At 38.1% G+C, this 12,690-nt stretch carries 11 protein-coding genes and 1 riboswitch; of the genes, 7 read left to right on the forward strand and 4 right to left on the reverse strand.

Features of this window, described 5'->3' with window-relative positions:
* The first annotated feature begins 15 nt into the window (after positions 1-15).
* The 5 genes from ACFSUL_RS02915 to thiT all read left to right on the forward strand — a co-directional run bounded on the left by ACFSUL_RS02915 (position 16) and on the right by thiT (position 5,066).
* Positions 16-1,146 carry a sensor histidine kinase gene (locus ACFSUL_RS02915; protein WP_377932530.1) on the forward strand — a complete coding sequence of 377 codons (1,131 nt, stop codon included), beginning with the start codon at positions 16-18 and terminating at the stop codon, positions 1,144-1,146.
* Positions 1,147-1,148: 2 nt separating this feature from the next.
* Positions 1,149-1,748, forward strand: coding sequence for a response regulator transcription factor (locus tag ACFSUL_RS02920; RefSeq protein ID WP_377932532.1), 600 nt, complete (start codon positions 1,149-1,151; stop codon positions 1,746-1,748).
* 405 nt (positions 1,749-2,153) lie between these two features.
* The gene (locus ACFSUL_RS02925) at positions 2,154-3,272 is read left to right on the forward strand and encodes an NAD(P)/FAD-dependent oxidoreductase (RefSeq protein WP_377932534.1); all 1,119 of its coding nucleotides are present in this window, start codon (positions 2,154-2,156) and stop codon (positions 3,270-3,272) included.
* Between the two features lie 274 nt (positions 3,273-3,546).
* Entirely contained in the window at positions 3,547-4,173 is a 627-nt protein-coding gene (locus ACFSUL_RS02930) for a metal-dependent hydrolase (RefSeq protein WP_377932536.1), read from the forward strand.
* A gap of 126 nt (positions 4,174-4,299) precedes the next feature.
* Positions 4,300-4,407: riboswitch (TPP riboswitch) on the forward strand.
* Between the two features lie 62 nt (positions 4,408-4,469).
* Positions 4,470-5,066, forward strand: coding sequence for an energy-coupled thiamine transporter ThiT (gene thiT, locus ACFSUL_RS02935; protein ID WP_377932538.1), 597 nt, complete (start codon positions 4,470-4,472; stop codon positions 5,064-5,066).
* Between the two features lie 80 nt (positions 5,067-5,146).
* Here thiT and ACFSUL_RS02940 read toward each other — a convergent pair whose 3' ends face one another.
* Positions 5,147-5,833, reverse strand: coding sequence for a LuxR C-terminal-related transcriptional regulator (locus ACFSUL_RS02940; protein ID WP_377932540.1), 687 nt, complete (start codon positions 5,831-5,833; stop codon positions 5,147-5,149).
* 142 nt (positions 5,834-5,975) lie between these two features.
* On the opposite strand from ACFSUL_RS02940, the gene ACFSUL_RS02945 reads away from it, so the two are divergent.
* Positions 5,976-7,502, forward strand: a complete 1,527-nt coding sequence (locus ACFSUL_RS02945; RefSeq protein WP_377932542.1) for an aldehyde dehydrogenase family protein — start codon at positions 5,976-5,978, stop codon at positions 7,500-7,502.
* Between the two features lie 159 nt (positions 7,503-7,661).
* On the forward strand, positions 7,662-8,873 hold the full coding sequence (locus ACFSUL_RS02950) for an iron-containing alcohol dehydrogenase (RefSeq protein WP_377932544.1): 1,212 nt from the start codon (positions 7,662-7,664) through the stop codon (positions 8,871-8,873).
* Between the two features lie 112 nt (positions 8,874-8,985).
* On the opposite strand, the gene ACFSUL_RS02955 is transcribed toward ACFSUL_RS02950, so the two are convergent.
* The 3 genes from ACFSUL_RS02955 to ACFSUL_RS02965 all read right to left on the reverse strand — a co-directional run bounded on the left by ACFSUL_RS02955 (position 8,986) and on the right by ACFSUL_RS02965 (position 12,148).
* A complete protein-coding gene (locus ACFSUL_RS02955; protein ID WP_377932546.1) occupies positions 8,986-9,213 on the reverse strand; it encodes a hypothetical protein in 228 nt (75 codons plus the stop codon).
* A 232-nt stretch (positions 9,214-9,445) separates the two neighbouring features.
* Positions 9,446-11,539: a hypothetical protein gene (locus tag ACFSUL_RS02960; protein ID WP_377932548.1), complete on the reverse strand. Its 2,094-nt coding sequence runs from the start codon at positions 11,537-11,539 to the stop codon at positions 9,446-9,448.
* A 306-nt stretch (positions 11,540-11,845) separates the two neighbouring features.
* Positions 11,846-12,148 (reverse strand): DUF5634 family protein, encoded by a 303-nt coding sequence (locus tag ACFSUL_RS02965; protein ID WP_377932550.1) that lies wholly within the window; start codon positions 12,146-12,148, stop codon positions 11,846-11,848.
* Between the last annotated feature and the right edge of the window lie 542 nt (positions 12,149-12,690).

The following is a 12,690-nucleotide window of genomic DNA, read 5'->3' on the forward strand; positions in this document are numbered from 1 at the left end:
AAAGAGGTTCTTTTTATGTTAAAAAGGTACATGGAATTTCAAAGGAATACGGGAATCTCTCCATATATTTGGATAATTCTTTACATCCTTCCGTTTTATTTTATTTTCAAGTCTTCCTCTATGGTTGTCATTATAGTTGGAATACTCCTTACAATCCTCTTTTTTGTTTTCTATCAAATTGCCTTTATTTCTAAGGGGTGGCCAGTTTACTTATGGACCTTCATACTGATAGGCATTTCTATTACATCTACAAGTCTTTTTAGCTATGTTTATTTTGCGTTTTTTCTAGCCCACTTTATAGGTAATATACGAGATAGAAAGACTTTTCTTATACTATACTTTGTTCATTTAATAAGTACTTCTATATCCATTAATATTACGATTGTCCTACAGGAAGCGTTTTTCTTAAAGCAGTTTCCATTTGTCATTATAGTTTGGATTAGTGTTATCCTTCTTCCATTCAACATTCATAACCGAAATGAGAGAGGGCAGCTAGAAGAGAAGTTAGAAGATGCGAATAAGAGAATTTCAGAGCTTAGTAAACTAGAAGAACGCCAAAGGATTGCTCGTGATCTTCATGATACGCTTGGACAAAAGCTATCTCTTATTGGTCTAAAGAGTGATTTAGCAAGGAAATTAATAAATAAAAACCCCGAGCAAGCAAGGGATGAATTGAAGGATGTGCAACAAACAGCAAGAACGGCATTAAATGAAGTGCGAAAGATGGTATCTTCGATGCGAGGTATTCGCTTGGAAGATGAAATTGTTCTTGTGACGAAAATTTTAAAGGCGGCACAAATTAATTTCACGGGAACCAAAGAGTTCAAGTTAGTAAATGTTTCTCTATTAACAGAGAATATTCTAAGTATGTGTTTGAAAGAAGCTGTGACCAATATTGTAAAGCATAGTGGAGCTTCAACTTGTTTCTTTTCTATTGAACAAACGTGGAAGGAAACAATTATGAAAATACAAGATGATGGCAAGTTCAAAATCCCTGAAGAACACGAGAAAAAAGGGCACGGGCTTATGGGAATGAGAGAACGCCTAGAGTTTATAAATGGAAATCTGGAGGTCGTAACAGAAAAAGGGACAACATTGATTATACGAGTCCCTAATGATGTAAAACAGACGGGGAAGGAGGAATAATTATGATTAAAATAGTTATTGCAGAAGACCAACAACTGCTGTTAGGAGCCTTTGGGTCACTTCTTAATCTGGAAGAAGATATGGAAGTAGTCGGTAAGGCATCTAATGGAGAAGAAGCGGTAGCTCTTGCTCATAAATTTCAGCCGGATGTTTGTGTTATGGATATTGAAATGCCAGGTAAGACAGGACTTGAAGCAGCAGAAGAGCTAAAGGACCAAGATTGCAAAGTTATTATTTTGACGACCTTTGCCAGAACCGGTTATTTTCAGCGCGCGTTAAAAGCTGGTGTAGATGGATATTTATTAAAAGACAGTCCCAGTGAAGATCTTGCAAATTCGATAAGAAGTGTAATTGCAGGCAAGCGAATTTATGCCCCCGAACTTATGGAAGATGCCTATGGTGAAGGGAATCCCCTTACAGATCGGGAACTAGAAGTACTAGGACTTGTAGCCGAGGGGAATAACACGAAAGAAATTGCAGATAAACTCAGTATAAAAACAGGTACAGTCCGTAATTATATTTCTGCTATATTAGATAAGCTGGAAGTGAAAAATAGAATAGAAGCTATAACTCAATCGAAGGAGAAGGGCTGGTTTAAATAATAATCACCTTGAATAATCTTAGATAGGTGTGTGCGTTATTCTATTTCGAGGCAGACAAAGACTAAAAAGAAATATCTAAACAAAGAAGCTCCCTGTAAAATGCAGACGGTGCCTGCCCCCTTTTCTACTTGAAAAGCAAATGACTTACTTTCCCTGCAAAGAGAATTCTTTATATGTGGGGACTGGCACCGCAAGGAAGCTAGCAGATACTAAGTTGAATAGGTTTGTTGTCTTCATCAAAGTAACCGTCCATTACTCTTCGGTGTCAGTCCCCTTCTTATATAGCCCCTTTTTGGAAGAGTGAGTATATCAAGAGACAGGGGGACAGACTCCGTTGTGCCTTGTACTAAGTCTCCAATTTCTTGTAAAATAACAAGAAAGACGTAAATGAAAAAGGTGTTTTTTATGAAAAGGTATATTGTCGTTGGCGCAGGAATTCTTGGAGCATCAACAGCTTATCATCTTGCAAAAGCAGGCGAAAATGTTACACTGGTTGATCGCCATGATCCTGGCCAGGCTACGGATGCTGCAGCAGGAATTATTTGCCCATGGCTTTCGCAGCGCCGTAACAAAGCGTGGTACAGGTTGGCAAAAGGAGGAGCGAGATACTACTCTGAGCTAATTACGAAACTAGAAGCAGATGGCGAAACAGAAACAGGCTACGAACGAGTAGGAGCAATTAGTTTACATACAGATGAAAAGAAATTAGATAAGATGGTAGAACGTGCACTAAAGCGACGGGAAGATGCACCAGAAATCGGTGAAGTTACTCGTCTCTCTCCGGAAAAAACAAAGGCGTTGTTCCCACCTCTATCAGAAGAATTTGGTTCTGTTTATGTAAGCGGAGCTGCAAGAGTGAACGGGAGAGCCTTACGTAATGCGTTGGTTCGTGCTGCCGAACGTAATGGGGCAACATTTCTTCAAAGGGATGCAAAGCTTCTGTCTAAAGACAGGCGTGTAATAGGGATCACAACGGGAGAAGAAACATTACTAGCTGACAAAGTAATCGTGACAGCAGGAGCTTGGTCAAAAGAATTATTAGAGCCTTTGGGTCTTCATTTTTTAGTATCGTCACAGAAGGCACAAATCGTTCACCTTCACATACAAGGTATAGATACAAGTCAGTGGCCTGTTGTTATGCCCCCTAATGACCAATACCTTCTCACATTTGAAGATGGGAGAGTTGTGGTAGGCGCAACTCATGAGAATGAAGTAGGTCTCGACAATCGAGTGACAGCAGGGGGGCTCCATGAGATTTTTGATAAGGCATTGACAGTTGCACCCGGTTTAGCAGATAGCACGATGCTCGAAGCGAGAGTAGGATTCCGTCCGTTCACACCTGGGTTTCTTCCTGTTTTTGGTGTAGTTCCTGGCATTTCTGGTGTACTTATTGCGAATGGTCTTGGTGCTTCGGGGCTCACAGTCGGTCCTTATTTGGGATCGGAGCTTGCCAAACTTTCTATGGGAAGACAAACAGAAATTGATCCTAGTGATTATGATGTTGCTGGAGCATTAGAAAAATGATGACTTGTAAAAGCTGATTCCATGGATGAATCAGCTTTTTGCTAACTTTATTAGCTAAAAATACGGGGGAGAAAACCATCTAGGTTGTCATCGATAGATGATTAATCACAATCCATGGTGTAACAGAAACGATGCAGAAATAAGAAAAGTGATCGGGAACTCATCGTTAATCCGGTGATAAAAATGAATACTATTACATATTGGAAATAGGAAAATAGTATTTTAATATAGCATTAACAGTGTTAAATAAATAATAGAATTAGGTGGAAAAACATTGAACGGAACAGTACATATGGCATTAGGTGCAGCAACAGGATTTGTTGTTGCCAATAACTTTCAAACTGATCCTGCTGCAACGTTATCATTAGTTGCATTGGGGGGAGTATCAGGATTGGTACCTGACCTCGATGTGAATGGAAAGTTAAGCAATAAGATTACGTCTTCTCACAAATTTATTAAAAAGCTAGCCCAGTTCATCGGATTGCTCGTGATACTTTATAGTTTTCTAGAAGGGATGGGGTCGGAAAAATGGTTAGGCATCGGTGCCGGGACAGGAATACTTATTATTGCTTCTTTTATTACGAGGAGGCATATGTTGACAATGACAGGTGTAGGAGTCTTTGCAGGAGGATTATCACTAGCTGAAAATTGGTTGTTATTATTTGGCGTTTATATAATAATAGCATCGTTAATTTCTCATCGAAGTTATACACATTCTATTCTTGGTGTTGTCTTTTTCGCAGTAATTGCTTATCAATTTGAGCTATCAGCAGGGATTGAAGGGATTTTTATTACCTGTGTCGCCGGATACATTACGCACTTGATTGCTGACTTGAAGGTGTTGCCTTCGAATAAGCGAGGTGTGAAATTATTATTACCATTTTCTTCAAAGGAGTTTTAGGGAGTAGAGAGGCTATTACTCTTTAGAATTAATAACGTATAGTATGGTTATTCCAAAACCTTTTCGTAATTACTTTCTAATACTAACCAAGTCATGTATAATAATTATTGTATACAATTACATAAAACGAGCCACAAGGGGAGCTTTTTAGCTGAGAGTGAACAGGTGTGAATCTGTTCTGACCCTTTGAACCTGTTAGTTAATACTAGCGTAGGAATGTGGAGGATAGGCTATTTTAGTCTATCTCTGTTTAATACTCCCTTCTGGTTTCGTTTTGGAAAAAGGGGGATTTTTTTATGAAAAAAATAGGGCTTGTGGGATTAATTGAAGCTGCTTTGATGGCGGCATTTGCCGTTATTCTCGATCTCCTTCCTTCAATTAATCTTTCGCCAAGTATTTCGATTTCGGTTTCAATGGTACCAATCTTCCTACTTGCTTTTAGGCATGGAGTAAAAGCAAGTATCGTTTCTGGATTTGTATGGGGGCTGCTGCAGATTGCGTTAGGGGATGCTTGGATTGCTCATCCTGTTCAAATGATTATGGAGTATTTTCTTGCATTTGCATTTATTGGGTTTGCAGGGTTGTTTTTTCGAATTATTCAAGGCTCATTACGAAATAATCGGAAAACAAAAGCACTTGTATGGAGTGTTGTTGCAGTATTTGTAGGAAGTCTTGCGAGGTACTTCTGGCATTTTATTGCAGGATTTATCTTCTTTGCTGAGTACGCACCTAAGGGGACGAACCCGGTCCTATTTTCTTTCCTTGCAAATGGAGCAACAATGTTAGGCACAGCCATACTATGTTCAATCGTATTAGTGTTGCTTATTTCAACAGCACCAAGGTTAATTCAACGAAGAGATGGTAGTAATGATCAGATAAATAAAGCGTCTTAGAATAACTTTCTATGGAATTATATAAATAAGAGGAACTAGATAATTCATCTAGTTCCTCTTATAGTTTTATAGGGACCCCGCTAACGAATCAGCCCCTTCCGCATGGCTACTCCAACTGCTTCTGCTCGATGTCTCGTACCAAGTTTCCGGTTTACAGAAGTTAAATAGTCTCTTACTGTATACTCGCTGATCCCCATTTTATCGGCCATTTCTTTTAAACTGTATCCATAGGATAGCCTTTGCAATACTTCACGTTCCCGTCTACTTAAGATTTTTTGCGGACTTGAAGCGGGATAAAGCGCTTCTGCTGCTACTTGAAAATAGTGATAGAGCATCGTAGAGTCATATTTTTCGAGTGATTCATTTTCATTATAATGGTCTATTAAAACAGAACCGATTACTGATTTTTTATAGCTAATAGGAACAATCAACAAGGAGGATAATTGAAACTTTTGTATATACCTTAGAGGGAAGTTTTGACCATTTGGATCGACTTTGATGAGATGAGGCTGGTTGTTTTTCAAGGAAAAGTAAATAGGCGGTATTTTCCGTACATCTTCTCTTATGTAACTCATTGAGGTGACACGTCCGTGATCAATTTGCATGATTCCTTCCCCATAGTAATTTAATGGCGAATAAGCAAAGATTGAGGCGCGTTTAAAAGGAAAAAATTCAATACATCCTTTTAAAATTTTTTCAAGCTTTTCTAATGGATTATTGATTGCTTGCAGTGAATCGATATAATCATAGATTTTCGTATCAAGCATTCGACAAATCTCTCCCCTACATTTTCAGCGGTATGAATATGGAAGCTACTAGAATAGACTTATATGTAAGCAGTTTCATTCTACCTTTTTATTTCGGAATTTTCAATCATTAGGAATGATATTTTTACGAGGGGGATAAGGTATGACAACAAATGTAGATGTGAAGTCTTTTCCATTATTTATTAATGGGGAATGGAAACAAGCAGAAAGTGGACAAACATTTGACGTTACTAACCCAGCAACAGGTGAAGTGATTGCAACAGCAGCAAAGGGAAGTAAGGAGGACGTCGATAAGGCAGTAAAAGCTGCAAGAGAGGCATTTGAAAATGAGGAATGGCGGGAAATGAAGCCGAAAGATAGAGCAGTTATTTTAAATGCAATTGCACAAAAAATAACCGTTCACGCAGAAGAACTTGTCTACTTGGAGGTAATAAGCTCTGGTGGGACTGTTCGTCGCGTGTCATCCAATGACATTTTGCAAATGGCTGACTTGTTTCAGCAAATGGCGAAATTTGTTTTAGACTACCCGTTTTCCGAAACACTTCCAGTTCCTCCATTTCCAGGACCCTCCCATAACTTCGTTTGGCGCGAACCAATAGGTGTTTGTGCAGCAATTACTCCATGGAATATGCCAATGTTAATCGCCTCATGGAAGATTGCACCTGCTTTAGCGATGGGAAATACAGTAGTTATTAAGCCAGCAAGCTATACACCGTTATCAACATTAAAGCTTGCAGAGATTATTTCTACAGTTGTTCCTCCTGGAGTAATAAATGTTGTGACAGGGTCAGGGAAAGAAGTAGGGGAATACTTAACGACACACCCTGAAGTAGACAAGGTGGCTTTTACAGGATCTACTGAGGTAGGTAAAAAAATTATGAGCTTAGCATCTGAAACGATTAAAAATACGACACTAGAACTTGGTGGCAAATCTCCTAGTATCTTTCTTGAAGATGCGGATTTAGAGGTAGCCATTCCTGGTAGTTTATTTGGAGTGTTTTTGCATTCAGGCCAGCTTTGCGAATCAGGAACACGTCTTTTTGTTCCAGATTCTATTTACGATAAAGTCGTGAAAGGTCTAGTTCAGTGGTCGAAGAGGTTAAAACTTGGCAACCCGCTGGATGCTACAACGGAAATCGGACCTGTTATATCCAAACAACAGCGAGATACAATCCTTTCTTATATTGAGTCTGGAAAAAAAGAAGGGGCTACAATTGCATGTGGTGGAAAGGAAATAACAGTAGACGGTTGTGAAGGTGGTTCTTTTATAGAGCCTACGATTTTCACTAATGTCACGAATGATATGAAAATTGCCCAAGAGGAAATCTTTGGACCGGTATTATCCGTTATCCGTTACTCCGATGTAAACGAGGCAATAAAGCAAGCTAATGATACGATTTATGGACTGGCAGCAGGAGTGTGGACAAAGGATGTTAATAAGGCATACGACGTGACGAGAAAGTTGAAAGCAGGCGTTGTTTGGATTAATGATTGGCATATGTTAAGGAATGACGCACCCTTTGGAGGATATAAACAGAGCGGTATTGGTCGTGAAATGGGCAAGCATTCATTAGATGCCTACACACAGCTTAAGCATGTTCATACATCCATGGTCCCACAACTTGAAAAGCGAAATTGGTATCAGATTTTATTTTCTCAGTCTGAATAACAAATGCAAAAACGTGGTTCCTGCCATTTGAGAATGATTGGCTTATGAACTTAAAACGGGGTAGGCGCTGGAGATATCTATAAATTATTCCGATAGAAAAGCTATCCATATGCAAATGTTTTATCATTTCCTAGATAAAAACTAATAAGAGGTGATTTCATGTTAACAACGACTTTGTCCCAATTTATGTTGCGAACAGGAATATACAGCGGCTCAAATAGTAGAGCGATGATTCCAGATCTTTTTAGAGGGCTAGGTGCGAAACGTGTTGTACTTTTTAGTGATAGAGGATTAGAGAAGGCTGGAATTGTGGACAAAATATCGGGGATTTTTAATTTAACTCCCCACGGGGTTGGACCAGAACTTGTCGGGACGTTTTTAGAAATAACACAAGATGCGGAAAGTAGTACAGTGAATGCAGCAACACGTTATGCGAGAGAAAAAGGGGCAGATGCCGTTCTTGCTGTTGGTGGAGGAAGTGTTTTAGATACGGTAAAAGGGGTTAAGTATTCCCTTCATCATGGATTATCTGACATTAACGAGGCTATTCCAGGAGGATTTAAGTATGAGTCATTTCCGGAAGCTAATTATATACCGATTCCCCATATATCGGTTCCAACAACTGCGGGAACAGGTTCGGAAGTTTCTCCTATCGCCGTTATTTTTAATGAAGAAATTCAGCTGAAAACGAATCTGATTAATCCGTTTCTTGCAAGTGATATGGCAGTTTTAGACCCGGACTTAACGGTATCCCTGCCACCTGCGATTACTGCCTTTACGGGCTTTGATGCTTTGACACATGCTATTGAAGCACTAGCTTCCCCCACAGCAACATCGATAACAGATGCGCATGCTCTTCAAGCAATTCGGATTGTCGAACAAAATTTAGTTTCTGTTGTTGAGGATGGGGTGAATGTGGAAGCAAGGATGGAGATGTTACAGGGTAGCTTGATGGGGATTACAGCGTTTAGCTTTGCATTAAATGCAATTCCGGTTCATAACTTCGCCCATGCGTATGGTGCATTATTCCGCATCCCTCACGGCTTAGCGAACGCAGTTTTCCTACCTATTGTGATGGAACATATCCCTAATCTTTATTTACCAAAGGTCAACCAACTTGCACAAGCACTAGCGGTGGAGACAAGCGGAGATAAAGAAACTGTTTTAGCGAGGGTAATAGAGAAAATCCGGATTTTGCAGTATAAAGTAGGGCTTCCAAGTAATTTTGAAAAATATAATATTTCAGCGGGTGATCTTGATAAAACGATTGCAGCTGTTGCTTCGGATCCGGCTGCGGTAGCATTCCCAATGCCACCAGAACTGATACGAGCAGTGGGAGAAAAAGCGGTTGCTTTAAAAGTGGGGAGTTAAGCATAAAAGAATGTTGCTAGAATAGTAAATTTGTAGTCACACTCCTTATTGTCAAAAGGAGTGTGACTACAGTGTTAAGAAAAACGGTAAGGGTTATAGAGATAAGGCTTATTCACACCTCCATAAGCATATATTGTTCCACAAATTGGGCAACTTTACGGTCATCGATATCTTTCCTTTTTTGAAGCGACTCAGCGGCGATGATATGAGGATAAATTCGTTTCATCTGCTTGGCTTCTTTCAGAAATAGGTCCCCATTAAGGAGTTTGATTGCGACATCTTTCACTTCTTCATCATCACATTGATACAGCAGGTACGATAAACAACTCATTCGGTCCATTTTCATTCCTCCTAATCAAACGTACGTTCTTAGGAGTATTTCGATAGCAACGGGAAATTATCCTGCCTATTTTAAAACTAATTTGAATATTTAAATAATGGTTATAGATAAGGTGTAATAATGTTTATACTTTTCGCTTTATGATGGATTTTAGCGACGCCTTTTTATAGAGAAAGTAGTTTAAGTGTAAAGATATCGTCCTTACTGTACCAATAAATATAGAAAATAGACTTTATAACTTTTCTCTCCATGAATAGTCCGAGGTTTCATTAGTTGTTAACAACCTATTTTGCACCTCGTCTCTTGAATACTGAAATAACCCTAAATTGTTATCTGTTTCAATAATAGAATTGTCATTTATGTGAAGGTATCGAATGTCCTCTTTCCAAACATAATCTTGGGGTATACGAGTTTTGTCTTCTTCTTTTATCAGCTTGAAATCGTTATTGCAATAACGATAAATTGTACGATTTATTCTTTTTCGAACGTTGAAGCCAATGAGAAATTTCATAAAACCGCCCCAAAGCCCGGTATAGCTTTTATTTTTAATAGGACTGCTAGTAAATTGATGAAGAGTTAATTCATTGCCTTCCGAAAAGGTGACAGTAGACTTTACAGCTGAAGCAGAGTGGACATCTCCAGATAGGATAAAACAATGACTAGGATTCCATCTAGCTACTTGGTGGATAAATTCACTAAAGGCTTTTTCATTATATTTCCATGCCTCTAAATCAAACATGCTTTGAACGGGAATTCCAATTGCTTTCAATGGAAGAATGTATTTTTGTAAAAAATTTTCAATAAGTCCAATTCCATAAAGTGGTGTTGGGGAAACAATGATTAGTGGTTCCCTATGTTCCCGGTCTACATTTTCTAATAAAGAAGAAAGTCGATTCCATTCTTGTTCGTTAATAAGCTTTGGTGTAGGACGATATTCCTCTGCTATTCCTAAAAACTGAACGGATTTTAATTCATCCTCATAGCCTCTTTGTGTTCTTGTATTAAGAAATATTGTTTTAGGTGAAGAAGGGGAAAGAAAGCTCCAAGCATCAAAATTCCATAGCTGCTCTATCCATTTTTGGTGTTCCGCGGTGTTCACTAGTGAAGAATCAAAATACTCTTGCATTGTTCTTACAAAGTCGTCATCAAATTGTTTTGGATTATTTCCCCATCCTTGAAAAAGCCAATAAGCGGTCAATCCATTACTAATTACATGCCTCCCTAATGGAGCATTCCAGACATTTGTTTTCCATTCCCTTGTAATATTCCAATCATCGGTAATATCGTGGTCGTCAAACATCATATAGACAGGAGTGTTCGCAAGTAGTCTTCTAGCAGAATATAACGATTCTTCAAAATGTGCGATATTATTCCAGTGGTTTTGGTATCGTTCTTGTAGCTCTTGAAATTCAGTATTTCGTTTTTTGTCATCATCCTCAAAAGTAAAATAAATTTCTTTCTTTTTCACGGCGTCTACAAAGGGTAATAACAACCCTTCATTGTGAGCAGTTCTCCATAATTCAGGACTCCACGCAAGCAAATACATGGAAGCATAATCCCCCAATGTTAATAGGTGATTAGCAGCTTTTCTAGAGGTGAATTGACAGAAGTTTTCTGTTATATATTGTCGTCCGTTTATTTTCGTTATACTTTGCTGAAAAGGGCTTTCATTAAGACGTTGTTCTATTGACCCTAAATCTTCTTTATTCCCAGTTAATGCGTTTCCCAAATGAGAAATCATAGGAGAAAGAGGGTCTGCCACATCGTCTGCGTAAATTTGGTCTCCCATTAAATAAAGGGAGGACGGTCGCTTTGTAATATCATCGAATGTATTTGCTAACAATTTATCTGCATGGAGCAGTAAATCATTTCCTTCTCCATGAGGCTTACGACAGGAGCCGTATAAAATATTAGAATTTTCATCGTCCGCTATATAAAAAGTTGGGTAAACAAGGTCACCATAAACAATTGATCCTTTGTATTGAGAAGAAAGTAAATGAAAGCTTCCTAAATCAAGTTTCTCTGTTTCATCTTCAAATGTAAGGTTATAGCCGACTAAAGTATTGAGGGGGAATTGTTCCTGCTTAGGGGTTATTTTAATTAATGATATATATAGCTGATTGCCTGCTTGAACTGTTCGTGTTTCTGCGAAGGTATCTAGCTGTTCATATTCCACACTTTTTCCTTCACCGTAATGATTCACCTTATACAATTTGGCATCCAATCGAAAAGGTTTACTCAAAGCAATCCAAATGAAGGCTTGAGATGGTTCAACTCTCCGTACAATAGGTCCGGCCAATATCGTTGGTAGTTTCATTAGGGACATAACACTCATCTCCTTGCTGCACTATACTATTCTTTTCCTGAGCACGATGTGTGTGATGTACAAATTTAATGAAACCATTCTTCCCTCCGAGTGAACTTCTACCTAAAAATAAAGGAAAGTCCCTATTCCATTTTCACTTTCTCACCTAATAAAAAAGAAAGCCCCCGCCCTTAGTGAAGTGATGTGACTAATACTAAGGCAGGAGCTCGCTATTGGAAAATGATCAAAGTTCATTTAGAAGTTATCATTTCCCCATCTAGTTGCAATACTTGAATTTGTTATTATCTTTTGTTTTGGGTTAAGTTACTAAATTTCCTTCAAAGCATCTTCTAATCTTTTATATCCATTTATATCTACATCATTAGGTCTATCTGATTCAACTGTCCATTTACTTTCCATAGGAGAGAGTGTGTTATTTTCCCTTTTTGTATAGGGTTGGTGAACCATATAGGCTTTTCCATCTTTTTTGATTGTATATCCTACGTAATATTGATTACCTTGACCCTCTTCTTCAAATACTCCTATATGATCTAGATTATATTCCTGAGTTAGCGGCTGAAATGATTGTTGAAGGTTATGGATAAGTTGTTCACGAGAGATATTTTCCATTTTCTAAACTCCTTTTTTAAAAAACGTTTATTCTTAATATGCTTCTTTTTACAATAATTAAACGTTGTCTAAGTAAGGGAGTAGTAACTACTAATCTATTTTTGGTGTTCTTTAGGGTTTTTAGTAGATTAGTACGGATGACTAATTAAATTAAAGAAGTTATTTAAAAACAAAAGGTTACTTTCGTAAATTTTGTGGGCAATGAACTGTTTCTTTTCGCAGGAGTCAAGTTCTTTCCGTTCCGTTCCAATCCACTCTGAGTTTTCAACTGTTCTTAAAGACAATAATATTTGGAAACCTGTCAAACAAAAAATAAATAAAAAACTATTGCATGTAATTCAATATGGTGGTATATTATTATTTGTCGCCGCGAGATGAGGCAGTGAACAACAAAAACTTATTTTAAAAAATTGTTGACACCGAAACTTATTGGTGATATGATAATAAAGTCGCTTAAAACAAGTGATGAACACATTGAACTTTGAAAACTGAACAAAGCAAAACGTCAACGTTAATTCAAGTTTTATTTTAAAAGAGCTAAT

The organism is Bacillus seohaeanensis, assembly GCF_042684945.1.
In the GTDB taxonomy this organism is placed as follows: Bacteria; Bacillota; Bacilli; order Bacillales; family Bacillaceae_B; genus Rossellomorea; species Rossellomorea seohaeanensis.

What these genes read in the sequence shown, in the direction of transcription:
- ACFSUL_RS02915 (WP_377932530.1), top strand. Translation starts at nt 16, where the DNA reads ATGTTAAAAAGGTACATGGAATTTCAAAGGAATACGGGAATCTCTCCA.
- ACFSUL_RS02920 (WP_377932532.1), top strand. Translation starts at nt 1,149, where the DNA reads ATGATTAAAATAGTTATTGCAGAAGACCAACAACTGCTGTTAGGAGCC.
- ACFSUL_RS02925 (WP_377932534.1), top strand. Translation starts at nt 2,154, where the DNA reads ATGAAAAGGTATATTGTCGTTGGCGCAGGAATTCTTGGAGCATCAACA.
- thiT (WP_377932538.1), top strand. Translation starts at nt 4,470, where the DNA reads ATGAAAAAAATAGGGCTTGTGGGATTAATTGAAGCTGCTTTGATGGCG.
- ACFSUL_RS02940 (WP_377932540.1), bottom strand. Translation starts at nt 5,833, where the DNA reads ATGCTTGATACGAAAATCTATGATTATATCGATTCACTGCAAGCAATC.
- ACFSUL_RS02945 (WP_377932542.1), top strand. Translation starts at nt 5,976, where the DNA reads ATGACAACAAATGTAGATGTGAAGTCTTTTCCATTATTTATTAATGGG.
- ACFSUL_RS02950 (WP_377932544.1), top strand. Translation starts at nt 7,662, where the DNA reads ATGTTAACAACGACTTTGTCCCAATTTATGTTGCGAACAGGAATATAC.
- ACFSUL_RS02955 (WP_377932546.1), bottom strand. Translation starts at nt 9,213, where the DNA reads ATGGACCGAATGAGTTGTTTATCGTACCTGCTGTATCAATGTGATGAT.
- ACFSUL_RS02960 (WP_377932548.1), bottom strand. Translation starts at nt 11,539, where the DNA reads ATGTCCCTAATGAAACTACCAACGATATTGGCCGGACCTATTGTACGG.
- ACFSUL_RS02965 (WP_377932550.1), bottom strand. Translation starts at nt 12,148, where the DNA reads ATGGAAAATATCTCTCGTGAACAACTTATCCATAACCTTCAACAATCA.